We start from the raw sequence: 25,918 nt of genomic DNA on the forward strand, positions 1-25,918 counted from the left end.
GCGGGCTTCTATCTAGCACAACACCGTCTTCGATACAGGCTGTCGTACCCGTGGCGAGGGCTTGCAGAGCAACGAGAATCCTCAGCCTGGGCTCGGGCCGCACTTCTCCGATGAACTGCACGGTAGGGATGACGCGCACGTCGGCCCGGGGGTCGCGGTAGGCCATGTTGTCAGCGGCCGCACAGGTCATCGGCGCGGAGGCCAACACGTGGGTGATGACCTTCCGTCGGCGTGTCTGCACCCGATCCACGACAACTCGGCGAAGGAGGGGGAGGCCTTCGCGCGATGCAAGTACCCGCTGAGCCGCCTCCTCCGGGGACTGCCCCACGCGGACGTCTCCGACGGGCAACATGAGCATCCCGCGCAGGTCGGCGACAGCGAGGCAGTCCGCGCCGACCGGCATCAAGAGTGCGATGCCGACGACCGGGGGCCGCCAGTCCTCATAGGCGGCTCTGCGCTGTGCGGCTATCGCGGAGGTGGCGGGCATCAACGCGAGCCCCGTTGTACCGTTGCCACGATCTCGGCGAGGTGGCTCGGCTGGCTGGTGCTGGGAATGGGAGCGATGTGGCTGCCGTGGTCAAGGAGCCATTGCAGGGGTGCGGCCGGCCCGTTCGTCCGGGCGAGGAGGCCGGCGTCGAGCGGCCGGTAGGCCACGTACGGAATGCGGAGTTCGCCGCACACCTCCACCGCATCGTCGAAGCGGTCGGTGGTGTTGAAGACGTTCTGCACAGCGGCGACGGTCAGGTCCTTGCCCACCAGATGGATGACCTCGGGGGTGACCTTGGACAGGCCGATGTGCCCGATCTTGCCCTCGTCCTGCAGCGCCCTCAGAACGGCGATCTGGTCATCGAGTGCGATCTCGGGGTCGATGCGGTGCAGGTAGCACAACTCCAGCCGCTCGACTCGCAGTCGGCGCAGGCTTGCTTCCGCGCAGGCCCGCAGGTAGTAGGGGTTGCCGAGGGGTATCCACTGACCTGGTCCGGGGCGCACCAAGCCGATCTTCGTGGCGATCAGCACGTGTTCCGGGTACGGGTAGAGCGCGTCACGGATCAACTGCTCGGCAGTGTGGGGGCCGTACGCGTCGGCGGTGTCGATGTGGCTGATGCCGTACGTGTGCACAGCCTGACGCACGATACTGAGCGCGGTCTCACGGTCTGCGGGCTCGCCCCACGTTCCGGGACCGGTCAGGCTCATGGTGCCGAAGCCGAGGCGGGAGACGGTCTTCCCGGCGATGGTGATCGTGCCCCCGGGCAGCGCGGATGTGGATGTCATACGAGGGCCTCCGCCAGGCAGCTCCGTATGGCTTCGTCGACGATGTGGGCCTGGCTGTCGGGATCGCTGTGGACCCGAAGGTGTGGGATGTCGTCGCGGTCCAGGAGCTCGTGCACGTGATGATCGACGAGGCGCCGGTAGCGGGGGTCGTAGTCGTGGCGGGTGTCGACGGGCACGCTCTCGTCGAGGATCGTCGCCAACAGCAGGTGGTACTTGGGAAGTTGGGTGGCAGCGAGCATGAGGAGACGTTCGCGTTCCATCCGGGGAGCCGTCTCACCGCGGTATTCCAGCGCGGCGTGGAAGTAGGCGACGGCGTCATGGGCGGCCCGGTCAAGAAGGACGACCTCGGCACCCTGCGCCACGGCGGCGATCTCGTCGGCAATGCCCTGCGTGATGATCCACTCGGCGGACTGGGCGGTGTGGTGCTGCATCTTGGGCAGGCCGACCGCCGCGGCGCGCTTTCCGAGACGGCCGGTGCGTCCCACGGTGATTCCTTCGGCGCGCAGTTCCATCTCGATGCGCTTCAGGAGTGTGGTCTTGCCGGTGGAGTGGGTGCCGAGCACACCGATACGGATGGGCTGGTCGGTGGTCACCACAGGGTGGGGTCCTCTTCTGGTTCGGGAGCGCCGGGCAGGCCGGGAGGCACGGCCGCGGCGATCAGCTGGTCCCAGCTCGCGTAGTGCTGGGCCATGGCGAGCAGGAGTTGGGCGGTGACATACGCGTCGTAGGTCGCGCGGTGCCGACCGACCCGCGGGACCTGCGACAGGTCCGGCCCCACGTGCTTGATCAGGGCGTCCAGGGTGTAGGACGACAGGTTGGTGTAGGTCGCCCGGGCCAGGCGCAGGGTGTCGATGACCCCGGCCGGCTGCCATGCGGGGAGGTGGCGGTGCAGTTCCCGGTAGTCGACGTGGGCGTTGTGGGCGCAGATCCAGTCCTGCCCAAGGAACTTGCCTACCTCGTCGGCGAGTTGAGCCCAGACGGGCCTATCGGCGAGGAACTCGTTGGTCAGGCCGTGAATGCCGGCCGCGCGCGGGGTGACGGGCCGTTCGGGGCGAATCAGCCAGGCCCCGGCCGTGGAGGTGTCTGGGGTGCCGGCGTGGACAGGCAGGGCGGCGATCTCGACGAGGTCGGGCGGGTTGGTGCCGTTGCCCTCGACGTCGACGACGAGCAGCGTGGGCCAGGAGGCGAAGTTCATGGTGTGGTGGGTCCGTTCTCCGCCTCCCAGCCGATGGGGGCCCGGCCGTGCTGGCGGTAGAGATGGGGTTTGTTGCGGTCGTGGCACTGGTAGCCGAAGCCGTGCTGGAGGTAGTAGCGGGGCGGTTCGTCCAGTCCCTCGACGACGATGGCACGCTCGTTGATCTCAACGTCGCCGATCGCCCCCAGGGCGCGCGACTGCCGGGTGACCTCCACCAGATCAGGCTTGACCCAGGCCCTCTTACACAAGGCGATCTGCTCGGGCGGGCAGATGAGGCACAGTTCCTGGATGCCGAAGTGGCCGTTGTAGTCGGCCTCACGGTGCGCGTAGGCGACGCCGCAGCTCGTCTTGAGGAACAAGGTCCCCCACGGGGCGCCGCCGGGCTCATCCCGGGACGCATACGCCTCCATGATCCGCTGCTCGGCCAGCTCCGGCATGATCTTCCGCCGTGCCGTCCCGCCGTACGGCATCGGCAGGCCGTGCGCCTCGTAGTAGGCCCTGATCTCGTCGCGGAAGAACAGCCCTGTGAACACGGTGGCATGGGCGTGCAGGGACAGTTCGCGGGCCTGCTCCAGGTGTTCGTCGGAGTCGTTGAGACCCGGCACGATCGGCCGCCAGTACAAGACGGTCCGGTAGCGGTCGGCGTGCTCGAACAGCATGCGCAGGCTGTCGGCCGCGTAGGTGGAGTTGACCGGTTCGATGGCCGGGTCGTCGATGCCGGAGTGCGTCACCAGGATGGTCAGGCGCAGGTTCGTGTAGGAGTTGAGGACGGCGCAGTCTTCGGCGCTCACGCGCCACCGGGTGATGACCAGGACGTGGTTGGTCAGGCCGCGGTCGTCGAGATCGCGCAAGACGGCGAACAGGTGCGGCTTGACCACGGGCAGCATCGGGTCGGTCGCCCGGTTGAACAGCTGGATCGGAGTCCGGTGCGGCCGGAAGTAGCGATGGCCGACCAGGGCGGCGACGGCGGCTTCGTCGCTCATCAGGCGCTTGGGTGTCTTCATGCCGAAGTTGTCGAACTCGTGGCGCACGCAGTAGCCGCACTCCAGCGGGCAGCCGACGATGTGGTTCAGCGACAACCCCGACTTGCGGTACTCGATCACGTCGGCGAGCGCGGGCTTCAACTCACCGATCTGCTCCTCCGTCAGGAGCGGGAGCAGGCGGCGGCGCGGTACGACGGGAACGGTCATCAGGATCTCCACACAGGCGTGTTCAGCGGTCGGCGGACGTGGGCTGAGCGGGAATGTGGGCGGGAACGGTGAGCAGGTCGCGGCGGTCGGCGCCGAACCAGGTGCCGAAGTCGCGGCGGGCAGCACCGGCGTCGTCGGAGGTGTGCACCAGGTTGTGGACGAGGCGCTTCTCGTCGAGGGCGCGCTCCAGGCTGTCGTGGCCGAGGTCGCCGCGGATCGTGCCGGGGGCGGCCCGCAGTGGGTCGAAGTGGCCGATCAGCTGGCGTAGTTGGAGGTGGATGTCGGGCTCGCCGTAGGCGAGGGCGACGGTCACGGCCTTGCCCGCGTAGACGTCGTCCAGGCAGGCGGGGATGTCCCGGTCGGGGAAGTGGTCCGCGTCAACGAGGAGATCCCAGTAGTGCACATGGACCTGCCACGCCTGGACGGCGACGGTGCGGCGGCTCGCGATCGTGCAGCCGGCGGCCTCGATCCGCGCCAGGACGGCGTCGGTGAGACCGCGTTCGACGGCGTCCGGCTTGCACAGGATCACCGAGCAGCGGTCGAAGTCGGCGGTCTGCAGGCGGCGGCCCGGTCCGTACCACGTCCCGTACTCCCGGCGGGCGCTGGCCGCGTCGTCGCTGGTGTGGATGAGGTTGCGTACGAGACGCTGTTCCTCCCCGGCCGCGGTGAGGCTGTCGTCGCCCAGGTCGCCGCGGATCGTGCCGGTGGCCGCCCGGGACGGATCGGTGTGCCCGATCAGCTGCCGCAGTCGGGCATGGAGGCCGGGTTCACCGTGCGCGAGCGCCACGGTGACGTGCCGGTCCGCGAACGCGGCATCGATCCACATCGGCAGGTCGGGGAGATGGCGGCGCCCGGTGTCGGCGAGGAGATCCCGGTAGACGACGTGCGGTTGCCACGTCTCGGTGATCAGGTCCAGACGGCCCGAGATCGCGACGCCCGCAGCGGAGATCCGCTCAAGGATTTGTTCGACAAGGCCGCGGGCCACCGCGTCGGGCTTGCAGAGGATGACCGCCCAGCGGTCGAAGTCGATGCCTTCGACGACCGTGCCGCTCATCGGCCGGCCGCCGCTCACCGGGAACCGCCGCCCGAACTCGCCACGAAGTGCGGCCACTTGCGTTCCATGAGCCAGCGCAGGTTGGGTTCGAGCGCGGCCAGGACATCCGGGTCGAATGCCGTGGTCTGTTCGTGCTGAACCTGCCGGTACAGCTCGAACAGCAGCACTACCTGCTGCCAATACGGATCCAGGTCCAGGCTCGTGATGTGCTCGGCGCTGTAGCGGCGACGGTTCGTACGGAGCACGTGTTCGTGGTGCAGGACGTCCGCGATGGTGGAAGCCCCGGTGTTCCGCGGCATCGCCGGGAACGCGAAGGACAGCGGTGCCGGCCGGGAGTCCGCCTCCTCCAGGACTCGCTCAACACGCTCGGCGTCGCTGTCGTTGACGTGGGCGGACCCGATCGTGTGCGTGTACGTCCCCAGCTCCAGGCCGAGTTGGATCGCGGCGTACTCGTGGATCATCGTGAAGGAGAAGACGTCGGACAGCAGGCCGCAATCAAGGTCGTTCGCCCGCATGTTGCACACCATGTGCAGTTGCCCGTCGCGCAAGAGCAGGTGCAAGCCGGCCAGACACGCGACGTCGGGGTTGTCGAGGTCGTCGAGTTCCTTCGCCGCGAACACCGGCAGGTAGCCGCGTTTGCTGTCGGCCTCGTTGAGCAGCAACGTCACCACCTGGTCGAACTGAGACCGGCCGCCACGGATCGGGCTGAACAGCGCATGCCCGTAGGCGGACCCGCCGAGACGGATGCCGTCGGCGCTGCTGGCGTGCATGGACGTCGAGTAGTAGCCGATCATCTCCAGGTCCCGGCGGCCGGCGAGGTACCACAGAGCCTCGGCGAACTGAAACACCGGATTCGCCCGGCGCTCGGCCAGATACGGGAGACGCTGACGGGGATCCGTGAGTCGGAAACTGACCCCGATCACTTCACGGGCGGCGTTGCCGCGTGCGTCAATCCGGTGCTCTGGCTGCTCGGTTGTAAGTCGCAGCAGAGCGATGTAAGCACCTTCGACGCTGTCGAAGATCGATGCTGTGAGCAAAGCACTCTCCAGATCGTGAGAACAGAAAAGCGTCAAGTGGAGTTCAGTGAGCGGGAGTTGAACCCGCGTGCGGCAGTGGATGAGAACGGGGTTGCCGCGCACGGGGGTCAGGAGCGGGACTGCCAACGGGGTGGGCGACGTGGCGACCCGGCCGACGCCAGCAGCGTCGACGAACTTGACGGCGCGGGCGTCAGCCCTCTGTTGCACGGTCGTGGTCAGCGGTGGTGCGGCTTCCGGTTGCCGGTTACTCGGTAGTGGTTGCGTCGTCGCCGTAGAGGCTGTCGGGTGTGTGAGCGCGGACGTGTCGGTCCGAGAGAGCCCCTTGGGTGTTCGTCGACTTCGGGTGGGGGTTGTCCTTGGTGTCCCGATTGATCTGGGCCATCGCGGCTCTGACCGTGGACTTCTTATTGCTCGTCACGCGTTGCACTCTTTCTCTGCTCGGTTCTCATCGGGGATCGCTCCGGCCGCCGGCCGTCTCAAGGGGACGGTCGGGATGGGGTCTTGGCAGTCCGTCCCCTGTTGCAGGCCTTCCGCCCTGGGCGGGGCACCCGGGTCTTCGCAGACAGGGGACAGAAGTTCATGACGCGTCGGCCGGGACCGGTCGGCCTTCCACGAGATACGCCGGGTGCAGGGACGGGTCTTCCAGTACCGCGACCGCGGCTCGAATACGCCGCTCGGTGTGCGCCCCGGCCACTTCGCCCAGCTGGTGGAGAAGTACGAACCGATACCCGATCAGCTCCGGCTGTTCACCAGGGGCCGCTTCGGGTAGGACTACCTGGGTGTCGCTCGGCACTGTGCCGAGGTCGTAGACGAGGTTCAGTCCCTCTGTCGCCCCGGTCTCCTCGTTGCGTGGAACGTAATCCACCGCGAGGAACCGTCCTGGCGTGATGATCAGACCCGTTTCCTCGCGCACCTCCCGCGCGCAGGCCAGGTGCGGTGCCTCGTCCCCGTTCGCGCAACCGCCGGGCAGTCCAAAGGCTCCGTCCTTGTAGCCCTTCTGCACCATCAGCACCGCCCCGGCCTCGTCCCGGATGATGGCGAGTGCCCCCGTACGACGACGGGGCGGATTCGTGAAGTCAGTGTCTTTATGCATGCCTCTCCTCTGGTCAGCGTTTTCGGAGCCGCTTCTTCTAAGCGGCAGAAACCAGGTCGTCCAGATCGACGACGGTGACGCCTCGTAGCTCGCGCACGAGTTGCGAGGCCAGGAACCACGGGGTCAACTGCCGATGCCTGTACGGCAGCGGGGATTGTGCCAACTTGCCGTCGAACTCGACGGGCTCGGGGCGTCCGTCGGCACCGGCGCGGTAGAGCGCCCCGATCACTCCGTGCAGCCGCGGCACCCTGGCCCGGAGCGCGACGGTTCCGGCCCGCACGAGGTGTCCGCACTGCTCGACGGCGGCCTTCGCGTGTTCCAGACACAGAGGCGGCTGAGCCGTGAGGCACCCTTCCCAGCCATCCGTGGAGCCGGCCTCGTGCTGCGCGGCCAGGAACAGGTAGCCGAGCTGGGTGTGGCTGGGCTGCTGCACGCAAACCTGGCACCGCAGCCCTTCCATGCACTCCCGCTGTCGCGAAGGGTGCACGTCCCGCCACCGCGGTGTCCCAACGACGTCGTTGCCGTGGCGGGACTGAGAGCAGCGTGCCCAGAGCACGCCCCGCTCGTCCCGATCGCCCGGTCCTTCGTTCACGTAGAACAGACCCTTGCCGCCGGGCCGCAGTCCTAGGTTCGACAGCGAGTCGGGCTGTTCGCCTTGGCGTGCGGTGATGTACGGCACGAGACAACTGGGCGGGGCGTGCGTGCTGGTCAGGGAGTTCAGCTCCCTCGACGTGGCGCGCGTCATGAGGCGGTATCTCCCATCAGGTCGAGAAGCGCGAGGATGGCCAGGGCGAACCGCCGGAGATGGCCCGGTGCGTCACCGGGGTGGGGGTGATCGGCGCTCAGGTAGATGAGCCGCCGAACCTCGTCGACCGGGTACGGCTGCACGAGGTAGGGAACGATCTCCACGAACGTGGTGGTCGCTTCCCGGAAGCGCGCGGCGATGGCCGCGACCAGATGCAGGTCAGGGTGGGCGTGCTCGCCGAGTACGGCCTCAAGGTCCTCGTACAGCTGCTCGCCGATCGCCTCGCCGGCGAGCGAGCGGCGCAGGCCGAAGAGGACCATGCCCAGCGTCTCGTGATCGTTGGAGGTTCGCGGGCGCAGCAGCCGCACGGCGACATCAGCCGTCACTGCGACCATCACGACCTCCCACCGGGGATCGCGAGGGAGCACCACGTCATGGTGCCGTCGGTGCTAACCCCCCACTCTTTGGCGACGGAGGCGACAAGTAGCAGGCCACGGCCGTTCTCGTCGGCCATGCCTGCGGAACGCAGTCGGGCCGGAGTAGAGGTTCCGTCGGTCACTTCGATGCGCAGTTCGTAGGCGGAGTGCAGCACCTTGAGCCGGACCGGTTGTCCCTCGCCGTGCTTGACGGCGTTGGTGACCAACTCGGAGACGACGAGCGTGGCGTCGTCGGTGAGCAACATCAGGTCCCAGCGGCGCAGTTGATCCCTGGTGATCCGTCTCATCCTCCCAATCCGGCGTTCAGCCGGAAGGAAGTCGACCTTGAAGCCACGCTCGCCCGCTTGGTCCCAGGTCTCGATAGCAGTGGCGCCAGACGTACAGGATGTCATCGCTCCGGCAGCGAGCGGCTGGGCTCGCCCTGTCATCACCCCGCCTCCGAAAGCGCGGGTGTACGGCCGGAAGTGGGGGCCGGCGCGAACCCTCGGTTCATGGGAAACAGCGGCTGGCCAAGGGCGCGCCAGAAGAGCCGATCTCCGGTGAAGGCGCGTCGCGCGTGAAGCCAGCGTTCGTTGTCGAGCAGGTACCCCTGGCCGGGTGCCAGGGCGAGGCAGAGCTGATGACGTCCTGCTGCAGCTCGCAATTGCGGGAGGTAGGGCTGAACTATCGGGTTCCAGCGCGCCAGCCCGTCGAACCGCAGGCGCACGGATACCCGTCGATCGTCGTGGACGGTGAACACCTGCGTGGCATGACCGTCTCCGGCCCCGAAGAACGCGGTGCGCGCCTGTGCCAGCGCAGCTCCCGCCTCCTGCTCGCCGGCGAAGAGGTCGGAGTGCATGGCCTGTCCGTCGGTGAGCAGGCATTCCCCACCCGTGGCGGCAGCTTGCGCGCACACGAGGAGCATCAGGCGGGGCGGATTGGGGGTGCCGGAGCGTTCGGTGTGCGGATCAAGCGGGCCGTTGCTGAGCCCGGCAAATCCCGTTCGATGCGCATGGCGGCCGGTGTCGCGGATGGTGGTGAGCCCGTCCGAGTCGCTGTCGCGGTGCGGCACCAAATCCATGGTTCGGGTCGTGAAGGCGAGCACGGCAGCGCGCGAATTGAGACCGTCGACAGTGACCAGGCCCGTGTCCCGCAGCCGTCCCGCGATCTTCTCCACGGCCTCCGGCGCAGCCAGGTCGACACGGTTGCGCATGAAGACATCGGTGCATGGCTGCTGAACTCCGCGCATCACGGATCTCCTTGGCTTCGGTGGATTGGTCCCACTGTTCGGCGCCGCTGGACGGGGGGTAAAGCGACAGATTGTCGACTCGGGCATTTCACCCACGCCCAACTCGCGCCACCGGCCACGTGCTACGTTCCGACCACCTCCGGCCGTACGTGCAATCCGAGGAGAGCGATGGCGTACACGCCCCCCACCTGGCCCGTCTCCGTCAAGGGCGTCGCCGTGGACAGCCACCGACGCGTCCTGTTGCTGAAGAACGAACGCGATGAGTGGGAGCTGCCCGGCGGGCGACTCGAACCTTCCGATGGCACACCCGAGTTGACTGTGGAGAGGGAGATCGAGGAGGAGACCGGCTGGGCGGTCAAGGCCGGCCCTCTCCTGGACGTGTGGATCTACCAGCCCCTGCCCGTGGCCATGCCGGACCGGCGAGTCGTGATCGTCACCTACGGCTGCGTAGTCCTCACCCCTGACAAGACCCCCGTGGTGAGTCACGAGCACAAGCAGCTCGGCATGTTCACCGCTGACGAAGTGCCCAACCTGGTGATGCCGGACGGATACAAGCAGTCCATCGCCGCCTGGTACGCACGGATGTGACGGAACATGGACAGTTCGATGGCCCCGCGGCGCTCGCAACACACCGTGTGGCACTGGGCGACTCCGCAGGCCGAGGCAGTCCTCGCCTCCCGCGATCTCGGAGCCATCCTGCGCTTCCACCGTGCCGTGCACGGCATAAACCAGTCCGAACTCGGACGACTCCTCGGCTACGACAAGACGTACATCTCGCTCCTCGAACTTGGCAAACGGAGCCTTGAAGACATCGGCTCCCGCCGGCACATCGCGGACACCCTGTGTCTTCCCCCGCACATCGTCGGCGTCACCGATCCAGCCGACACCGACCACCGCGCCATGCTCCAGTTCGGCGAGTCCACGGTCCGCCTCGCCGAAATAGCCCGCCAGTCCGGACATGCCTCCGAAGCCGTCGCCGAGTTGTGGCCTCTGGTCGCCCGACTGGAAGCCCGCATGGAGGACGGGCACGCGGAACGGGATGTCCTGCACCTCCTGGCCCGAGCCCGTGTCGGTCTCGGCGTCGCCCTGGGCAACGTCCTGCCGGAGGAACGGCTGAGCACCGCCGCGCACTGGACTGCGAAGAGCATCGACATCGCCCGCTACTTCGGCGAACCGCCCTTCACCTCTTACGTGTTGCGCATGCACGGCAACGAACTGCGTAAGGCCCGCCTCCACGGAGCCGCCGTCGACCGTCTGCAGCACGCGGCTGCCATCGCACCGCACAACGAGGCGAAAGCAGCCGTACTTCCGCTGCTTGCTCGTGCGGCCGGCGCCCTCCGGAACAAGCCCCTGTTCGACGAGGCGATGCGGGAGACGAATCGACTCCTCGACGAGACCGACCACACCTCGTTGTTCAACCCCTACGCCCTGCACGAGATCCGTCTGCGAGGGCTGATGGCCACGGACAGGACCGACATCGCCATACAGCTGATCGAGCAGGGCAGTCCTGTACCGACAACTACCGTCGCCCCGCAGTGGCGCGTGATCGAGCTCATCACCGTGGCCCAGGTACGGCTGGCCGCCGACGACCCAGGCAGCGCGGCGCAGTCCTTGCACACCGCAGTCGACGAAGCAGTCCGCCAGCGACTTCCCCACCAGTTGCAACGCATCGTGCGCGCGGCGCAGTACCAGCTGCCGGAGATCAGGGAAGTCGCGGGCCATGCCCTGGACCGGATTCGGCAGGAGATGGCCGCCTAACTTGATCTCGTTCCAGAGCAGCACCGGCTGGCCTCGGTCATCCGACTTAAGGAACGTGGTCATGGGCCCATCGCACCGCGCTACGAAGCCGTCTGCCAGGGGAATACAGAGGGGGAAAAATCTGTCAAGGGGGGAAACTCCAGGGGGAATTGAGGCCATGATTGAAATCCGCCCACAACAGAGGTCACACTCATGACAGATCCGTTCGCCGAACTGCTGATCCGGCTCCGCAAGGACGCAGGCCGGACGAAAGAGCAGCAGGCAGACGCGATCAACGCTGCCTCAGGCCGGGAAACCCTGACCCGCCGAGAGATCAGCCGCTACGAGAAGTTCGAGAACATCCCTACGAACCACACCCTCGCCCACATCGCAGTGGCGTCGGGCGTCCCCTTCGAAGAGCTACTGCGGGAGGCCAAGGCCGCCCGTGCCCGACGGAGGAACGGGAACGTCCGTGAAGAGGAGGACCAGGACGACGTGAAGCGCCGCACGCTGCTGGGCAGCGCCGCCATCGGCGTAAGCGCGGCTGCCGAGCCCTGGGGACGCCTCGCCTTCGCCCTCAGCAAGGGCTCGGTCATCGACACGCCCGCGGCGGTCGCGCTCGTCAACCGTGCTGCCGACCTGCACGTCCAGGAGCTCAACCTCAGTGCCCGCCGCCTGCAAGGCACGGTTGAGTCGCACCTTGACGCGATCACCGCGGCCCTGCCTCACGCCGGCGAGCACGAACGGGCGCTCACCGTCGCAGCCGGGGAAACCGCCGCCCTTGCCGGCTGGGTGGCCTGGGACCTGGGCGAGTACACCAAGGCCGGTTCCTATTACGACGTCACGATCGAGTGCGCGGCGAAGGCCGGGCATCCTCCCCTCAGGGCCTTGGCCCTCACCTACGCCAGCTACGGGGCGCCGACGTCGAAGAGGAAGCTGGAACTCCTGTCCCAGGCCTCCCAAGATGTGCGTGGCCACGGCAACGCCACGGCCGCGGCCTGGGTTCTAGGGAGGCACGCGGAGGAAGCCGCCGCGGTCGGCGACGAGGCAGGGGCGCTTCGTGCGCTTGACCGAGCACGCTTCGCATACGACTTCGCGGATCACACCAACGAGCAGGCGTGGGTCCGCTTCGTGACGCCGTACCGGATGGATTCGTTGGCTCTTTCCGTGTACGGGCAGTTGAGGCGATCCGAACTCACCGCCACGGCCGACACGGCGGTCGGTCGCCTCGGGGACGAACTACCGGACGGTGGTGTCGTCGTCCTCGGCGATCTCGCCTCGGCCCTGCTGCGCGGAGGCGACGTCGAGCAAGGCGTCTACGTATCGCGCCAGTTCACGGCCGCGTCACAGGCCAAGCCCAACACGATGGGCAAGGAACGCGCCGCGAAAATCGCCGCCTGGCTCCCCGACAGTGAGCGGGAACTTGCCCACCACTTGCGGCAGTTCGCGTCCTGAATCGTTCCCCTGATTCGCACACGGCAAGCTCGGAACACGACCGCCGTCGAGCGGTACGTCGTTCCTCAGTCCCGTGTCGTCTCCTCAAGGACCCACGACAGATACGCCTCAGACCCGCCGGTCACAGGCAGCGTGATCCACTGCGGGACGTCGTACGGGTGCTTCTCGGAGAGCCATGCCTCCAACTGCGGGAGACGGTCCGTCGTCGTCATGTACGAGATACGCCACTCCCGCGCCGTCTCGACCGCGTTCTTCCACCAGTAGACGGCGGTGATCGGCGCATCGATGTGAACGCCCGCTGCCAACTTGTTCTCAACCGCACCCCGCGCCAGCGCCCTTGCCTGGTCCTCGTCGTCGATGGTCGTCTGCGCGATCACAATCTCGTTGGCCATGCAACTACCTCTCCAGCTCGGTGTAGCACGACCCTACCCAGCCGTATGGGCCGCTTGCCCACCTCGTCCGAGGCGGAGATTGCGGGGCCAACCACCTTGAGCGGAGCCCGAGCTGGCATGATCCACTGCATGGCTGAGGGTGGGGAAGCTGTAACGGAACCAGCGCCGGTGTCGCTAACAAAGACCCCGGAGAAGAACTGGCGACGCATACCGATGTGGGCCGCTGCTGCCGGCATAGCGGCTGTCACAGTCGGCGTCGTGCTTTGGGTCTGAGCGCCGTGGGTCGACCGCAGCCCGTTCACCGCCTACACGGTAGGAGTGCAAGACGAGGAACACACCGTTCCTGGTTCGACGCCCGACAGCTGTGTCCGCACGGCCGCCTCCGAAGAGGAGACCGTCATCTACGACGAGGACGGCAAGAGGCTGGCTTCCGGTCGCGCCGAGCGAGAAGGCGAGCGCCTGGGTCCCGAGTTCGGAGAGTGGGCCGGAGACTGCCTGATCGTGACTCGAATCGACGACATCCCCGGAGGCATGGGCACATACGTGACTGAGTGGGGCGGAGGCACCCGCAACGAAATCTCGGAAGAGGAGCTGCGCCGTCCATTGGAACAAAGTCGCGAGCAGTTCAAGACGTCGGATAAGCCGGAGTAAACCGTACGCGGTCCACCGATAGCGAATTGAAGGCGCCAGCCACTCACCCCCTTCATCGGCTCTACCACCTCGTCCTCGGCGCCAGCCCAACTCAGTCCAGATCAATACCTAAGTGCTGTCCCGCAAGCTTCGGGTGTTACTTCGCGCGATGGGTGGCCAGGGGCGCTGTGATCCGCCCTGGTCTGCCCTCAGTGACGATTCGTAGGTGGCTACTCCGGTGGCTTCGGTCACCATGCGCTAATGAACGGTGCGTCGGGTTCGTGCTGCCGCCAGACCTCGTTGAGGCGCGCGAGCCGGTCTGCGGCGGCGATGCCACGCAGCGACGCGATCTTGCCGTCTGTGACTTCGAACGCCACGGCGCCTACGACCCGGTCGTCGACCACGGCGAGGACGGCTGGGGAGCCGTTGACCAGGCCGATATGCATCGCAGGTGAGCCGCCGGCCAGCCGCAGCTTCGCCGGCGTGGGCTTGAAGCCAGCCCGCACGTAGGAAGCCACCCGCTCGCGCGTCTCGTACCGCAACAGCCGCCCGGCGAGTCCGTAGCCGTCCGATACCGCCGTCACGTCGTCGGTGAGCAGGGCCACCAGCCGTTCGGTGCGCCCCGACATCGCGGCGGCGAGGAATTCCTCGACGACCCGGCGGGCGGACGCGGGGTCGGCCTCGCCGCCGTGACGGCGCTCGGCGGCAACCCGGATCCGGGCCCGGTGCACATGTTGCTGGCTCGCGGACTCGCTGATGTCGAGGATCCCGGCGATCTCGGCGTGGCTGTACGAGAAAGCCTCGCGCAGGACGTAGACGGCCCGTTCGACCGGCGAGAGCCTCTCCATCAGGGTCAGGACGGCGAGGGACACCGATTCGCGCTGCTCGAAGGTGTCGGCCGGGCCGAGCATGGGGTCGCCCTCAAGAAGCGGCTCGGGCAACCGGGCACCGGCCGCCCGCTCGTGGCGCGCCTGCGCCGAGCGGAGCCGGTCGAGGCAGAGATTGGTGACGACCTTGGTCAGCCACGCCTCCGGCACCACGACCTGTTCGCGGTCCGCGGCCTCCCAGCGCAGGAACGTGTCCTGCACGGCGTCCTCGGCATCGGCGGCCGAGCCGAGCAGACGGTACGCGAGCGAGGCCAGCCGGCCCCGGCTGGCCTCGAACCGATTGATGGCTGCGCTCTCCATGCGAGGCAGCCTATGCAGCGGCCCTCACACCGGCCCGGTCAGGCGCGCTGGCCAGGCGGCGCTTGCGCTTCGGCATACCGAAGGTCGGGTGATCGATACCCCACCCGGCCCCCTTCAGTACGCCCGACTTGAGCCGCGCGGCAACCTTGCCGCCCAGGTACCAGGACTTCGACCGGACGTCCCCGTCCACCATCTGGAAGATCGCGTCCCGCCGCCCGAGGCTGATGTGGTTGCCGTAGTACTTCAGGCCGATGGTCGGCACGTCACGGGCCGTCAGGCGCGCGATGATCGCGGCGGTCGCCTGCATGTTGGTGACACCGGCCAAGGCACACGACATGGGCAGTGGCCGGCCGTTCTCGCCGATCGCATAGGCGCAGTCACCGGCGGCGTAGACGTCCGGGTGGGAGACCGAGCGCATGGTGCGGTCGACGACGATCTGGCCGGTCTCGGCAACCTCCAGGCCGCTGGCGGCCGCGATGGGGTGCACGGCGAACCCGACCGACCACACGGTCACGTCGCCCGGGACGGAGGTACCGTCGGCGGCGATCGCCCGGGTCGGCTCGACGGCTTCGATGCCGGTGTATTCGTGGAGGGTGATGCCGAGCCGGTCGAAGGCATGGCGTAGGTGACGGCGGGCCTTTGGTGAGAGCCAGGCGCCCAGTTCGCCGCGGGCGGCGAGCGCGACCGATAGGTCGGGCCGGGACTCTGCGAACTCGGTGGCGGTCTCGATGCCGGTCAGCCCCTCACCGACGACCAGCACGGCAGCGCCCTCACCCAGGCCGGCCAGGCGCTCACGCAGACGGAGCGCCGAGGACAGGCCGGTCACATCGAAGGCGTACTCGGCCACGCCGGGGACGCCGTGGTCGGCCACGGAGCTGCCGAGCGCGTAGAGAAGCGTGTCGTACGCGAGCTCGCCATCGCCGTCCTCACCGGTCACGGCAACGGTTTTGCGCCCGGGGTCGACGCCGGTGACGCGCGCCAGGCGCAGCCGTACCCCGGTGCCCTCGAATACGTCGGCGAGCTTGCGGAACGCGAGGTCCTGGCCGATCGCGAGCTGGTGGAGCCGCATCCGCTCGACGAAGTCGGGCACGGCGTTGACGACGGTGATCTCGACATCCGAGGGGGAAAGCCGACGGGCCAGGTTCCCGGCGGCGAAGGCCCCGGCATATCCGGCACCGAGTACGACGATGCGGTACTTCATGGCGTTGCTCCTGTCTCGTTCGCGTGTCCTTCGAACGAGACGGCGCCCCGATTGCTGACAGGACCTGGGTGTGACGCGGGTCACCGAACTAAGACGAGTTGCTGGGCCTCAGGCAGACGTTTGGACCTGTCTTGGGCAGTGGAAACAGGGTGATATGGCCGCCCGCCGGTCGGCGTCACATCACGCATGTTTGCTGACCTGGCTGATCGCTTGGTCATTCGGCGAGCGCGAGGTTGTGCAGGCGGGCGATGCCGAGCATGGCGTGGTGGACGCCGTCGCCCTTGAGACGGCAGTCGCGCAGGATTTTCCAGGTCTTCATACGGGCGAACGCGTGCTCGACGCGGGCGCGGACCTTGCGGTGGGAGGCGTTGTGCTCCTCCTTCCAGGCCAGGAGTTCAGCTCGTCCGCGTTCGCGGCGGTGCGGGATGACTAGGCCGGTGCCCCGATAACCGCCGTCCGCGATAACCGTGGTGCGACCGACGGCGTCTTTCGCTCCGGACAGCTCCGATGCCTTGCAGTCGTTGCGATTGCCAGGCAGCGGCCGGCCGACAGTATCGACGAGCCGGGTGTCGGCATGGATCACGACCTGGTGGTTGGTCGAGTACCTGTAGTTCTTCGACTGCTCGGCAACACTGTGATCACGCATGGGGACCAGAGTGCCGTCCACGACCAGCACGGTGTCCTTGCGGAATCGCTTGCGTTGCCGAAGAGCAAGCGCAGGCCCGAGGTGGTCGATGACGCGGTCGGCCGCGGACTTGGACACCCCGAACAGCAGCGCTGACTGGCGCATGGTCAGGTTCGTCCGCCAGTAGGCGGCGACCAGCAGCACGCGGCCCTCAATCGGCAGGCTCCACGGCCGACCCTTGCGTACCGGATCCGCACCCTCGCGCCGCAACACGGTGACCAGCTTGCCGAACTGACGCGGGCTCAGCCCGGTGAACGGGGCTATCCAGGACGGCTCCGACGCCGTGATCACACCAGACACCGCAAGATCATCTCACTCGTAACCAGCAGTTGCGGGACAGCACTTAGGTTGTAGCGGAGAGCCTGCGGCGAAGGAAATCCGTAGAGTTAGTTTCACGAGATCACCGACAGAGATAAATCCAAATGACTTCATCCGGTCGGGTTCTTAGGGCACGCGTCCCGTCGGGCGCGAACGGACTGCCATAAGCGGAAACGGCGCGCCTTCGATGTGGCTGGCACTTCAAGCCCCAATGCCTTTGCGTTGGTAGGGATTTGCCGGGCCGATCTGCGGGAATGGGTGCGCGGCAGGCGGAAGCCGGGTGTCACCTGCAAAGATGTCGAGTCGAGCGGTCGTGTCGGGGCCGGAGATGGGTGATCGAGCGCACGATGTCGCGGCTGTCCGGCTAGCGCAGAATCAGTCCCTGCTTCGAGGCTCTACTCGCAACTACCTGGCCTTCGTTGAGCCGGAGGCCGCCCTCTGCTGTGGCAAACACCTTGCCTGCCTCAACTCGCAGGACACGGCCTATGCGCCTGGCTGCGCGGACTATAGGCCACGATCCCCGGTTACCGAAACCGGGGATCGTGCAGACCATTGATGCTGTTCGTCCTTGTCTGTGCTTGGCGGTGGAGCCGTTGCGAACTTGGGGGATCGGGTCGTGTCTGGGAGGGCGACCCTGTCCTCTACTGACAAGATTAATATTCGGCGCCCGTTGCGGAAATGCAAGGACGCTTCTGTGAGCGGATGGTGACGAAATCCGATTTCGTTCCGAGGCGCTCGGCGGCCAATGAAGAGTCGGGGAAGGTTGAACCCCCGCTCGCGCTCGCATCTCACGACGATTGCTAGGAATTTATGGGAACGAAATTTATGACTGTCAAGGAGGCGGCTGATTATCTTGGCGTCTCGGTTTCTTGGCTGTATAGAAACGCCGCGCGATTGGGTTTGGCCTCCTATAGATTCGGCGGAGGATCTAATGCGAAGATACGATTCAGGGTCTCGGAAGTCGAATCCTGGGTAAAGCAGCAGCGTGTTACAGGCTGAACGCTGTCGAGTAAGTCATAACCATGCACAATCCAAGTCGGGATTCTTGTGGCGCTTTCGTTGGTTCGTGGGATGGGGTCGTTCTTCAAGGAGTGTGGGCATCCGAGGTCTCGGTGGTCGAAGTGCCCTCATCCGTACAAGATCCGGTACCGGGCGGTGGGCGGACAGCAGACGGAGGAGTCGGGGTTTTCGAATCAGGACCAGGCCGTTGATCGTCTGTTGGAGGTCTACAACGCGAAGAAGGCGGCTCCGCGGGGGCAGGCGAAGGCGGCGCGGGTCGCGAAGTACGGTGCGATGCGGTTCGGGGAGTACGCGGCTGAGTGGAAGGCTGGGCAGCGGGATCTGGGGCCGGCATCGGTGGCGCATCTGGAGTCGCTGCTCTCGATTCATCTGCTGCCGCTGGTGGGCAGTCGGCGGATGGACACCTTCGACCACAAGGTCGTTGAGGGGTTCATCCAGACGATGGAGCGCAATGGTGTGGGTCTGGCGGCGCAGTCCAATGCGTTCGACAAGCTGAAGGCGATCCTTCTGGACGCGCACCGGCTGGGGTTGTTCGACGACAATCCGGTGACGGGTGTGAAGGCGCCGCAGTACGACCCGAAGCGTGTGGTGATTCCCTCTCCGGCGCAGTTGCCGGGGATACGTTCCGCCGGTGATGACAGCTTCCTGCTCGTCGCGGACCTGATGAGCGGGTGCGGGATGCGCAATGGGGAGGCGTTTGCGGTCAATCTCAACAACATCGTGGCCGATGACGTCTACCGCATCAGTGAACAGGTCAACCGGACCACGGGTGAGTACGACCGGCTCAAGCACCGCAAACCTGATGAGTACCGGGACGTGCCGCTGCCTGCCCGGACGAGACGGAGCATCGAGTGGTACGCGGACAAGCACGGCACCTTCGATGGTTATCTGCTCCGTCACCCGGGCGACCCGTCCAGACCGTTCCCTCACTATCACATTGCGAATCAGTGGCAGCGGATCAAGAGGGCCGGGCAGACCGATATCCCTGACGGCATGGTCGTCTACAGTCTGCGGCACTTCTTTGCGTCCAACTGCCTGACCCACGGCATTCCGATCACGGACGTCGCGGAATGGATGGGTCACAAGACCATCGAGGTCACGTACAAGATCTACCGGCATCTCATGCCCGGCTCGATCAGCAAAGCCGCCCAGACACTCAACCTCGATCTCGTCGCATAACGTGGACAGTGGCTGATCCCGCGTCAGTTCGGCAAGCTGATCACAGCGTTGCGGCGGGAGGGTGCGGATTCGGTGCGCAAGGGGCGGCCGTGGAGCCTGCCACTGGAGCTCACCCATTAGTTGGTCGACGACTTCGTCACGCACGCCGAGGCGGCCGTGGACGTCTCGGCGTGAGGGCTCAGGAGCCCGGCCGTACCTGATCGTGCTGGCAGGCCCAGGCCGCGATCTCGACGCGGTTCCATGCGGCCAGTTTCAGCTGGACGCTGGAGAGGTGTGTCTTCACCGTGGACAGGGAGACGTACAGCTCGGCGGCGATCTCGGCGTTCGTCCGGCCGAGGGCGGCAGACGGACGACCTCGACCCTGTGCTCTCGGGCATCGAATGCGCCGCGACCGAGGCCCTGGCGTCCATGCGGCGCACGGTCGGTGTGCTGCGCGACGCCGGACCGGACGCGGCCGGCCGGCGACCTGGCGGCCGTCGCCGAACTGGTCGACGGTTTCGCGAGCCCGGTCCAGAAGGTCACCCTGCGCCGCGACCCCGCCTTGCCCGACGACCTCCCGCACGAGGTGCAGTCCGCCGCCTTCCGCGTCGTACAGGAGGCCCTGACGAACGTACGACGGCACGCGGCCGACGCCGCCGAGGTCACCGTGGGGCTGCGCCGGGCGGGCCGTCGGCTGGAGGTCACGGTGACGGACGACGGCCGCGGCGGCACCCAGCTCCCGGCCGCCGCGCACGGCGGCGGCTTCGGTCTCGTCGGCCTCACGGAACGGGTGACGGCGCTCGGCGGTGAACTCCGGGCCGGCCCGCGCGCAGGGGGCGGGTGGGAGGTGCGGGCGGTGTTCCCGGCGGGGTGGTTCTGAGGGGGCGGGATGCGAGTCTTTGCCCGGCAGACGGGCCTGCGACAGATAAGCCGCGGCCCGGAGCAGGACCTCGTTCTCCTGCTCCAGCAGCTTGATCCGCCGACGTGCTTCCCGCGGTTCCGCGCTCTCTTGACTGGACACCCCCGGCCTGGCGCCGTCATTGATGTCGGCCCAATGTATCCATTTCCAATATGTCATCCGGTGCATTCCGAAGTCGGTGGCCACTTGCTCGACCGTCACACCCAGGCCGCGGTTCTTCGCGACTCGCACGACGTCCTTGTTTAAGGTCCAAGGCTTGGGTAGGACGGCCGAGTTCTTCAGCCCTATGGGCTGAGGCAACGTCGTTTGTGGTCGCGAGGTCACTCACCTATCTGTGAGATCGGCAGATGCTGCTTTCCACTGTCCACGTTATGCGACGAGATCGAGGTTGAGTGTCTGGGCGGCTTTGCTGATCGAGCCGGGCATGAGATGCCGGTAGATCTTGTACGTGACCTCGATGGTCTTGTGACCCATCCATTCCGCGACGTCCGTGATCGGAATGCCGTGGGTCAGGCAGTTGGACGCAAAGAAGTGCCGCAGACTGTAGACGACCATGCCGTCAGGGATATCGGTCTGCCCGGCCCTCTTGATCCGCTGCCACTGATTCGCAATGTGATAGTGAGGGAACGGTCTGGACGGGTCGCCCGGGTGACGGAGCAGATAACCATCGAAGGTGCCGTGCTTGTCCGCGTACCACTCGATGCTCCGTCTCGTCCGGGCAGGCAGCGGCACGTCCCGGTACTCATCAGGTTTGCGGTGCTTGAGCCGGTCGTACTCACCCGTGGTCCGGTTGACCTGTTCACTGATGCGGTAGACGTCATCGGCCACGATGTTGTTGAGATTGACCGCAAACGCCTCCCCATTGCGCATCCCGCACCCGCTCATCAGGTCCGCGACGAGCAGGAAGCTGTCATCACCGGCGGAACGTATCCCCGGCAACTGCGCCGGAGAGGGAATCACCACACGCTTCGGGTCGTACTGCGGCGCCTTCACACCCGTCACCGGATTGTCGTCGAACAACCCCAGCCGGTGCGCGTCCAGAAGGATCGCCTTCAGCTTGTCGAACGCATTGGACTGCGCCGCCAGACCCACACCATTGCGCTCCATCGTCTGGATGAACCCCTCAACGACCTTGTGGTCGAAGGTGTCCATCCGCCGACTGCCCACCAGCGGCAGCAGATGAATCGAGAGCAGCGACTCCAGATGCGCCACCGATGCCGGCCCCAGATCCCGCTGCCCAGCCTTCCACTCAGCCGCGTACTCCCCGAACCGCATCGCACCGTACTTCGCGACCCGCGCCGCCTTCGCCTGCCCCCGCGGAGCCGCCTTCTTCGCGTTGTAGACCTCCAACAGACGATCAACGGCCTGGTCCTGATTCGAAAACCCCGACTCCTCCGTCTGCTGTCCGCCCACCGCCCGGTACCGGATCTTGTACGGATGAGGGCACTTCGACCACCGAGACCTCGGATGCCCACACTCCTTGAAGAACGACCCCATCCCACGAACCAACGAATCCGAAGCCATGGCTTGCTGACCCCTCACGACCGATGCTGACAGTTTGCTGACCGTCAGAACTCCGAGTCGCCGCCGACCTGCGCAAACGCGCGCAGGGTCGCCTTTGTTCTGGAACTGGATCGGCCGCACCCAGGAGGAGATCGTGCAGGCGCGTGAGGACTGGATGACGGGGTCGCGATTCGGTGAGGTGAAGGGGTATGAGGGGGCGCCGCTGTCGGCTCCTGAGCTGCCGCCGGTGGCGTTGAAGCCGCGAGGGAGAGTGCGTTGACCTGCTGGGCCGTGTGCGGGCAGCTGTGGCAGTCCGCTTGCTGACTTTCCTGATGGTGTGTCAGTCATTGGCTGCAGTTTGTGGGCGGGCTTCGGTGGTGCCTGGTGCCGTGAGTTGCCATCTCGGGCCCGGCGTATCGAAAGTCTCTTGGGGGCGCTGACGGTTGGTCCGATCGGGGATGTTGCCCGGCCGTCTCGCGATTGGCGGGCACTGACAAGACGCGAGAACAGTGATGTCTTGGCTTGGTAGTCCTTGGTGCCCGCTTCGGATGTTGTGCACCAGCAGTTTCTTCGTCTGCTGGTGGTACACGAAACTCGTGCTCTGAGCTGCAGAAGCGAGTCCCCTGTCGGCGGTGGACGGCGACTTGGTCCGCGCATGGCCGGAATCTTGCTCACCGGCAGCAGCGCGGGATCGGACACAGAGGCGGCGAGCATCGGTGGCAGCAGTGTCCACGTCACAGCCCATGCCTTCCACCCAGCCCGCCCGTCGGCAAAACGAGTGCGCGTACGCACCCGACTACCGGCCCGACCACGGCAGGTCGGCGCGCTACAACACCTCGCCGGGGGCTGTGTGCTGAGCTCCTGGCGCACGTCCAGGCAGCGCAGCCGGACACCGGGCTGCCCGGATCCCGTGTCGTACGGTCTGATGTCGCGGCCGCCCACCGTCCGCAACGGATCTCACCGAACCCGGCGGGGCCGCCGGCACGGCCGGAAGAACTGAACCACTACCGGAATCAGGCCGCGACGAGCTCCTGCTCGCGGTCCGGCGTCTTGACCTTGGGCTTCCTGTTCGGCAGCGAGAGCCGGAAGACCTTGTACCACGCGGAGAACACCTGCTTGGGCAGCGGGCCGGTGACGTATTGCAGCTCGTACTTTTCGAACAGCGCGCGCACCTTCACCGCGACCTCGGCATACCGGTTGCTCGGCAGGTCCGGGAACAGGTGGTGCTCGATCTGGTGCGACAGGTTGCCGGTCATGAAGTGCATGGCCCTGCTGCCGCTGATGTTCGCCGAGCCCATCATCTGGCGCAGGTACCACTGGCCGCGGGTCTCGTCCTTGATCGACCGGCGCTCGAAGACCTGCACGCCCTCGGGGAAGTGCCCGCACATGATCACCGAGTGGGTCCAGATGTTGCGGACCAGGTTCGCGGTGAACGTGGCGGCGAGCGTGGTGAGGAACGACGGGCCCGACAGCAGCGGGTGGATCACGTAGTCCTTGAGCACCTGCTTGCGGATCTTGCGGCCCACGGCCTTGGCCCGCGCGCGGAACTCCGGGTTCTTGCGGCGGCGCTTGTTCAGGTTCTTGCCGAGTTCCAGGTCGTACGCTGCGATGCCGTACTCGAAGAAGCAGGCGTTGAGGAAGTTCCACAGCGGCTGGCCGAGGTGGAACGGGTGCCACCTCTGGTCCTCGTCGACGCGCATGATGCCGTAGCCGAGGTCGTTGTCCTTGCCGATCACGTTGGTGTACGTGTGGTGCAGCTCGTTGTGCGAGTGCTTCCACTGCTCGGACGGCGAGACGTGATCCCACTCCCAGGTGGTGGAGTGGATCTTCGGGTCCCGCATCCAGTCCCACTGGCCGTGCAGGATGTTGTGGCCGATCTCCATGTTGTCCATGATCTTCGCCACGGAGAGACCGGCGGTGCCGAGCAGCCACGCGGGCGGGAAGATCGAGAACAGCAGTACGCCCCTGCTGACCAGTTCGAGCTTGCGCTGCGCCGAGATGACCTTACGGATGTAGGCGGCGTCCTTCTCGCCGCGGCCGGCGATCACCTCGTCGCGGATCGCGTCCAGCTCGCGGCCGAGCTCCTCGATCTGCTCCGCGGTCAGGTGGGCGGTGGGGTCGGTGGCGGTCAAGGTGCTCCTACCGTTCGATGTCGCAGGGGCCCGCCGCGGCGGACACGCAGGTCTGGATGAGGACGCCCGGTTCGGCCTCGGTGATCTCGCCGGTGCGCAGGTCGCGGACGGCGCCCGCCTTGAGCGGCGTGACGCAGCCGAAGCAGATGCCCATGCGGCAGCCGGAGGGCATGAGCACGCCGGCCTCCTCGCCGACGTCCAGCAACGGCGTGGCGCCGTCCGCGTCGACGGTCTTGCCGGTGGCGCTGAACGTGACCTCGCCTCCTTCGCCGGCGACGACGATGCTGGGGCGGAAGCGTTCGGTGTGCAGGCGCTCTTGTACGCCGTGCTCGGTCCAGTGCTCTTCGGCGGCGTCGAGCAGGCCCGCGGGCCCGCAGGCCCAGGTCTCGCGCTCGGCCCAGTCGGGCACGAGTTCGTCGAGACGGGCGATGTCGAGCATGCCGTCTGTGGCGGTGTGTACCTCGGTGAGCCGCAGCTTCTTGTCCGCGACCAGGTCGTGCAGTTCGTCGCGGAAGATCACGTCGTGCGGCTGTGGCGCGCAGTGGACCATGACGACGTCGTCGAACTCGATGTCGCGCAGCATGCCCATCACGGGCGTGATGCCGCTGCCGGCCGTCAGGTAGAGCACCTTGGCGGGCTTGGCCTGCGGCAGCACGAAGTCACCGGTCGCCTGGTCGAGCTGGATCAGCGTGCCCGGTTCCGCTCTGCGGACCAGGTGGTTGCTGACCTTGCCGTCCGGGATCGCCTTCACGGTGATCGTGACGCGGCCGTCCTGGCGGTTTGTCGGCGAGGTGATGGAGTAGGCACGCCACAGGCGCACCCCGTCGACGTCGACCCCGATCCGCACGTACTGACCGGCCGTGTGGCCGCGCCAGCCCCGCCCCGGTCTGATCACGATGGTCGCGGCGTCACCCGTCTCGGGGTGCACGGCCTCGATTCGCCCACGCAGGTCAGCGCCCGTACGCAGCGGGCTGACCAGGTCGAGGTAGTCCGACGGCAGCAGCGGCGTCGTGACCATCTCCAGCAGTTTCCACGCCCTGGTGCGGAGGGCTGTACTCGTCATGACTCCAGCCTGCTGCGCCTCAAGGCGTAAAGTCCTGTCCGCAAGATGTGAATCTGGTCGGCTGAATTGTTCGCAGGGAATAGAAACGTGAGCCATGCAGTTCGGAGGGCCAGCGAACTGGCCCTGGATGAGACGACGGTCACCGCACTTCGGGCCGCGCTGAAGACCACCGCGGACGAGGTCGTCGAGGCGATCATCGACGAGGTCCCGCCCTACGCCAACGCCCTTTCGGGCCGCATGGGCGCCACCATGCGCCGAGCCGTCCGCACCGCCCTGGGGCACTACCTGGACCTCGCGAGCGGGAACGCCACGGGCGGTGACGCCGGTGACGCGGCCTACGAGCTGGGCCGCGGAGAGGTGCGCGACGGCCGTTCGATGGACGCCCTGCTCAGCGCCTACCGCGTCGGCGCCCGCGTGGCCTGGCGATGTCTGGCAGCGGGTGCCGTACCCGCGGGTCTGCCCGCCGCCGAGGTCGCCAAGTTCGCCGAGCTGACCTTCGCCTACATCGACGAGCTCTCCGCCGCCAGCGCCGCGGGCCACGCCGACGAACTGACCGCCCGGGGCAGGGACCACGAGCGCCACCTGGAACACCTGGCCCGCGACCTCCTCGCCGGCGCGAGCCCGGACGTGCTGCTGGCCTCTGCTCAACGGGCCGGGTGGCAGCCTCCGGTTTCGCTGACCGCGGTCCTGCTGCCCGCCGCCCAGGCCCGGCCTGCCTACCGCGCGCTCGACCCGGGCACCCTCGTCCTCGACGATCTGCCGGACGCGACCGGTGTGCTGCTCGTCCCCGATGCCGACCGATCACATCTCCTGCGGCAGCTGACCGACCGCACCGCCGTGGTCGGCCCGGCCCGGCCATGGACTCGAGCGTCCGCCTCGTACGCACGAGCCGTACGCGCGCGCTCCCTCTCCGCTGATATTCGCGACACCGAGGACCACCTGCCCGAGCTGGTGCTGAGCGCCGACGTGGACGCGTTCGCGGACCTGCGTGCCCGAGCCCTCGCACCGTTGCGGACCTTGCCTGTCGCGACCGCACGGCGGCTGGAGGAGACGTTGCGGGAGTGGCTGCTGCACCAGGGCAGGCGGGACGAGGTGGCGGCGGCGTTGTTCGTCCATCCCCAGACGGTCCGGTATCGGATGTCGCAGCTGCGGGAGCTGTTTCCGGATCTCGCATCGCCGCAGCGGGTCCTTGAACTGACGCTGGCGGTCGGTCTTGGGGTCAGCTGACGCGTACTTCGACCGTCCACGACCGCGTCCGCTGGCGGTC

At 67.0% G+C, this 25,918-nt stretch carries 26 protein-coding genes and 4 pseudogenes; 10 read left to right on the plus strand and 20 right to left on the minus strand.

The features are described 5' to 3' along the window. Window positions 1-486 precede the first annotated feature (486 nt). The 12 genes from OH768_RS48145 to OH768_RS48200 all read right to left on the minus strand — a co-directional run bounded on the left by OH768_RS48145 (window position 487) and on the right by OH768_RS48200 (window position 9,251). Entirely contained in the window at window positions 487-1,272 is a 786-nt protein-coding gene (locus tag OH768_RS48145; RefSeq protein WP_406463415.1) for an aldo/keto reductase, read from the minus strand. After that, the gene (locus OH768_RS48150) at window positions 1,269-1,865 is read right to left on the minus strand and encodes an AAA family ATPase (RefSeq protein WP_406463416.1); all 597 of its coding nucleotides are present in this window, start codon (window positions 1,863-1,865) and stop codon (window positions 1,269-1,271) included. The genes OH768_RS48145 and OH768_RS48150 overlap by 4 nt, the downstream gene beginning before the upstream one ends. Continuing rightward, window positions 1,862-2,467, minus strand: a complete 606-nt coding sequence (locus OH768_RS48155) for an exonuclease domain-containing protein (RefSeq protein WP_406463417.1) — start codon at window positions 2,465-2,467, stop codon at window positions 1,862-1,864. Before OH768_RS48155 ends, OH768_RS48150 begins: the two co-directional genes overlap by 4 nt. Beyond that, window positions 2,464-3,657, minus strand: a complete 1,194-nt coding sequence (locus tag OH768_RS48160) for a radical SAM protein (RefSeq protein WP_406463418.1) — start codon at window positions 3,655-3,657, stop codon at window positions 2,464-2,466. Before OH768_RS48160 ends, OH768_RS48155 begins: the two co-directional genes overlap by 4 nt. Before the next feature lie 22 nt (window positions 3,658-3,679). Then, a complete protein-coding gene (locus OH768_RS48165; protein ID WP_406463420.1) occupies window positions 3,680-4,768 on the minus strand; it encodes a nucleoside-diphosphate kinase in 1,089 nt (362 codons plus the stop codon). Next, window positions 4,726-5,748: a thymidylate synthase gene (locus OH768_RS48170; protein ID WP_406463421.1), complete on the minus strand. Its 1,023-nt coding sequence runs from the start codon at window positions 5,746-5,748 to the stop codon at window positions 4,726-4,728. Before OH768_RS48170 ends, OH768_RS48165 begins: the two co-directional genes overlap by 43 nt. A 244-nt stretch (window positions 5,749-5,992) precedes the next feature. Continuing rightward, window positions 5,993-6,166, minus strand: a complete 174-nt coding sequence (locus OH768_RS48175; protein ID WP_406463422.1) for a hypothetical protein — start codon at window positions 6,164-6,166, stop codon at window positions 5,993-5,995. Window positions 6,167-6,325: 159 nt separating this feature from the next. Beyond that, window positions 6,326-6,841, minus strand: coding sequence for an NUDIX domain-containing protein (locus tag OH768_RS48180; RefSeq protein ID WP_406463423.1), 516 nt, complete (start codon window positions 6,839-6,841; stop codon window positions 6,326-6,328). A 37-nt stretch (window positions 6,842-6,878) separates the two neighbouring features. After that, the gene (locus OH768_RS48185; RefSeq protein WP_406463425.1) at window positions 6,879-7,586 is read right to left on the minus strand and encodes a hypothetical protein; all 708 of its coding nucleotides are present in this window, start codon (window positions 7,584-7,586) and stop codon (window positions 6,879-6,881) included. Beyond that, a complete protein-coding gene (locus OH768_RS48190; RefSeq protein WP_406463426.1) occupies window positions 7,583-7,981 on the minus strand; it encodes a DUF6415 family natural product biosynthesis protein in 399 nt (132 codons plus the stop codon). Before OH768_RS48190 ends, OH768_RS48185 begins: the two co-directional genes overlap by 4 nt. Further along, entirely contained in the window at window positions 7,981-8,385 is a 405-nt protein-coding gene (locus tag OH768_RS48195; protein ID WP_406465737.1) for an ATP-binding protein, read from the minus strand. The genes OH768_RS48190 and OH768_RS48195 overlap by 1 nt, the downstream gene beginning before the upstream one ends. A 65-nt stretch (window positions 8,386-8,450) precedes the next feature. After that, window positions 8,451-9,251, minus strand: coding sequence for a TauD/TfdA family dioxygenase (locus OH768_RS48200; RefSeq protein ID WP_406463427.1), 801 nt, complete (start codon window positions 9,249-9,251; stop codon window positions 8,451-8,453). Between the two features lie 168 nt (window positions 9,252-9,419). On the opposite strand from OH768_RS48200, the gene OH768_RS48205 reads away from it, so the two are divergent. From OH768_RS48205 to OH768_RS48215, 3 genes are all read left to right on the plus strand, one after another. After that, on the plus strand, window positions 9,420-9,839 hold the full coding sequence (locus OH768_RS48205) for an NUDIX domain-containing protein (RefSeq protein WP_406463428.1): 420 nt from the start codon (window positions 9,420-9,422) through the stop codon (window positions 9,837-9,839). Between the two features lie 6 nt (window positions 9,840-9,845). Then, window positions 9,846-11,009, plus strand: coding sequence for a helix-turn-helix domain-containing protein (locus OH768_RS48210; RefSeq protein WP_406463430.1), 1,164 nt, complete (start codon window positions 9,846-9,848; stop codon window positions 11,007-11,009). Between the two features lie 192 nt (window positions 11,010-11,201). Beyond that, entirely contained in the window at window positions 11,202-12,443 is a 1,242-nt protein-coding gene (locus OH768_RS48215) for a helix-turn-helix transcriptional regulator (RefSeq protein ID WP_406463431.1), read from the plus strand. Between the two features lie 65 nt (window positions 12,444-12,508). Here the strand turns inward: OH768_RS48215 and cutA are convergent, their stop codons facing one another. Next, window positions 12,509-12,835 carry a divalent-cation tolerance protein CutA gene (cutA, locus tag OH768_RS48220; RefSeq protein WP_406463433.1) on the minus strand — a complete coding sequence of 109 codons (327 nt, stop codon included), beginning with the start codon at window positions 12,833-12,835 and terminating at the stop codon, window positions 12,509-12,511. Window positions 12,836-13,153: 318 nt separating this feature from the next. Between cutA and OH768_RS48225 the strand changes: the two genes are divergently transcribed. Continuing rightward, on the plus strand, window positions 13,154-13,486 hold the full coding sequence (locus OH768_RS48225; RefSeq protein WP_406463434.1) for a hypothetical protein: 333 nt from the start codon (window positions 13,154-13,156) through the stop codon (window positions 13,484-13,486). Window positions 13,487-13,713: 227 nt separating this feature from the next. Here OH768_RS48225 and OH768_RS48230 read toward each other — a convergent pair whose 3' ends face one another. From OH768_RS48230 to OH768_RS48240, 3 genes are all read right to left on the minus strand, one after another. Beyond that, the gene (locus OH768_RS48230; protein ID WP_406463436.1) at window positions 13,714-14,652 is read right to left on the minus strand and encodes a sigma-70 family RNA polymerase sigma factor; all 939 of its coding nucleotides are present in this window, start codon (window positions 14,650-14,652) and stop codon (window positions 13,714-13,716) included. A gap of 10 nt (window positions 14,653-14,662) precedes the next feature. After that, a complete protein-coding gene (locus tag OH768_RS48235) occupies window positions 14,663-15,853 on the minus strand; it encodes an NAD(P)/FAD-dependent oxidoreductase (RefSeq protein WP_406463438.1) in 1,191 nt (396 codons plus the stop codon). Between the two features lie 214 nt (window positions 15,854-16,067). After that, a complete protein-coding gene (locus OH768_RS48240; RefSeq protein WP_406463439.1) occupies window positions 16,068-16,838 on the minus strand; it encodes a transposase in 771 nt (256 codons plus the stop codon). 843 nt (window positions 16,839-17,681) lie between these two features. On the opposite strand from OH768_RS48240, the gene OH768_RS48245 reads away from it, so the two are divergent. From OH768_RS48245 to OH768_RS48255, 3 genes and pseudogenes are all read left to right on the plus strand, one after another. Further along, window positions 17,682-17,855, plus strand: a complete 174-nt coding sequence (locus OH768_RS48245) for a helix-turn-helix domain-containing protein (protein ID WP_406463441.1) — start codon at window positions 17,682-17,684, stop codon at window positions 17,853-17,855. Between the two features lie 156 nt (window positions 17,856-18,011). Beyond that, complete coding sequence (locus OH768_RS48250) at window positions 18,012-19,055, plus strand: tyrosine-type recombinase/integrase (protein ID WP_406463443.1); 1,044 nt, start codon at window positions 18,012-18,014, stop codon at window positions 19,053-19,055. Between the two features lie 12 nt (window positions 19,056-19,067). Next, window positions 19,068-19,163 (plus strand): annotated as a pseudogene (locus OH768_RS48255) (IS5/IS1182 family transposase); the annotation flags it as partial. A 70-nt stretch (window positions 19,164-19,233) separates the two neighbouring features. Here the strand turns inward: OH768_RS48255 and OH768_RS48260 are convergent. After that, a pseudogene (locus OH768_RS48260) lies at window positions 19,234-19,395 on the minus strand (LuxR C-terminal-related transcriptional regulator); the annotation flags it as partial. A gap of 11 nt (window positions 19,396-19,406) precedes the next feature. Between OH768_RS48260 and OH768_RS48265 the strand changes: the two are divergent. After that, a pseudogene (locus OH768_RS48265) lies at window positions 19,407-19,914 on the plus strand (sensor histidine kinase); the annotation flags it as partial. Between the two features lie 408 nt (window positions 19,915-20,322). Here the strand turns inward: OH768_RS48265 and OH768_RS48270 are convergent. Beyond that, complete coding sequence (locus OH768_RS48270) at window positions 20,323-21,366, minus strand: tyrosine-type recombinase/integrase (RefSeq protein WP_406463443.1); 1,044 nt, start codon at window positions 21,364-21,366, stop codon at window positions 20,323-20,325. 205 nt (window positions 21,367-21,571) lie between these two features. Here OH768_RS48270 and OH768_RS48275 point away from each other — a divergent pair. Continuing rightward, window positions 21,572-21,736, plus strand: a pseudogene (locus OH768_RS48275) (pirin family protein); the annotation flags it as partial. A 733-nt stretch (window positions 21,737-22,469) separates the two neighbouring features. Here OH768_RS48275 and OH768_RS48280 read toward each other — a convergent pair. Together OH768_RS48280 and OH768_RS48285 are read right to left on the minus strand one after the other, a co-directional pair. Next, on the minus strand, window positions 22,470-23,588 hold the full coding sequence (locus tag OH768_RS48280; protein WP_406463445.1) for a fatty acid desaturase family protein: 1,119 nt from the start codon (window positions 23,586-23,588) through the stop codon (window positions 22,470-22,472). 7 nt (window positions 23,589-23,595) lie between these two features. After that, window positions 23,596-24,651, minus strand: coding sequence for a ferredoxin reductase (locus OH768_RS48285; RefSeq protein WP_406463446.1), 1,056 nt, complete (start codon window positions 24,649-24,651; stop codon window positions 23,596-23,598). A gap of 87 nt (window positions 24,652-24,738) precedes the next feature. On the opposite strand from OH768_RS48285, the gene OH768_RS48290 reads away from it, so the two are divergent. After that, on the plus strand, window positions 24,739-25,878 hold the full coding sequence (locus tag OH768_RS48290; protein WP_406463448.1) for a PucR family transcriptional regulator: 1,140 nt from the start codon (window positions 24,739-24,741) through the stop codon (window positions 25,876-25,878). The last annotated feature ends 40 nt before the right edge of the window (window positions 25,879-25,918 follow it).

It is taken from the genome of Streptomyces sp. NBC_01622 (assembly GCF_045209635.1).
Lineage (GTDB): Bacteria > Actinomycetota > Actinomycetes > Streptomycetales > Streptomycetaceae > Streptomyces.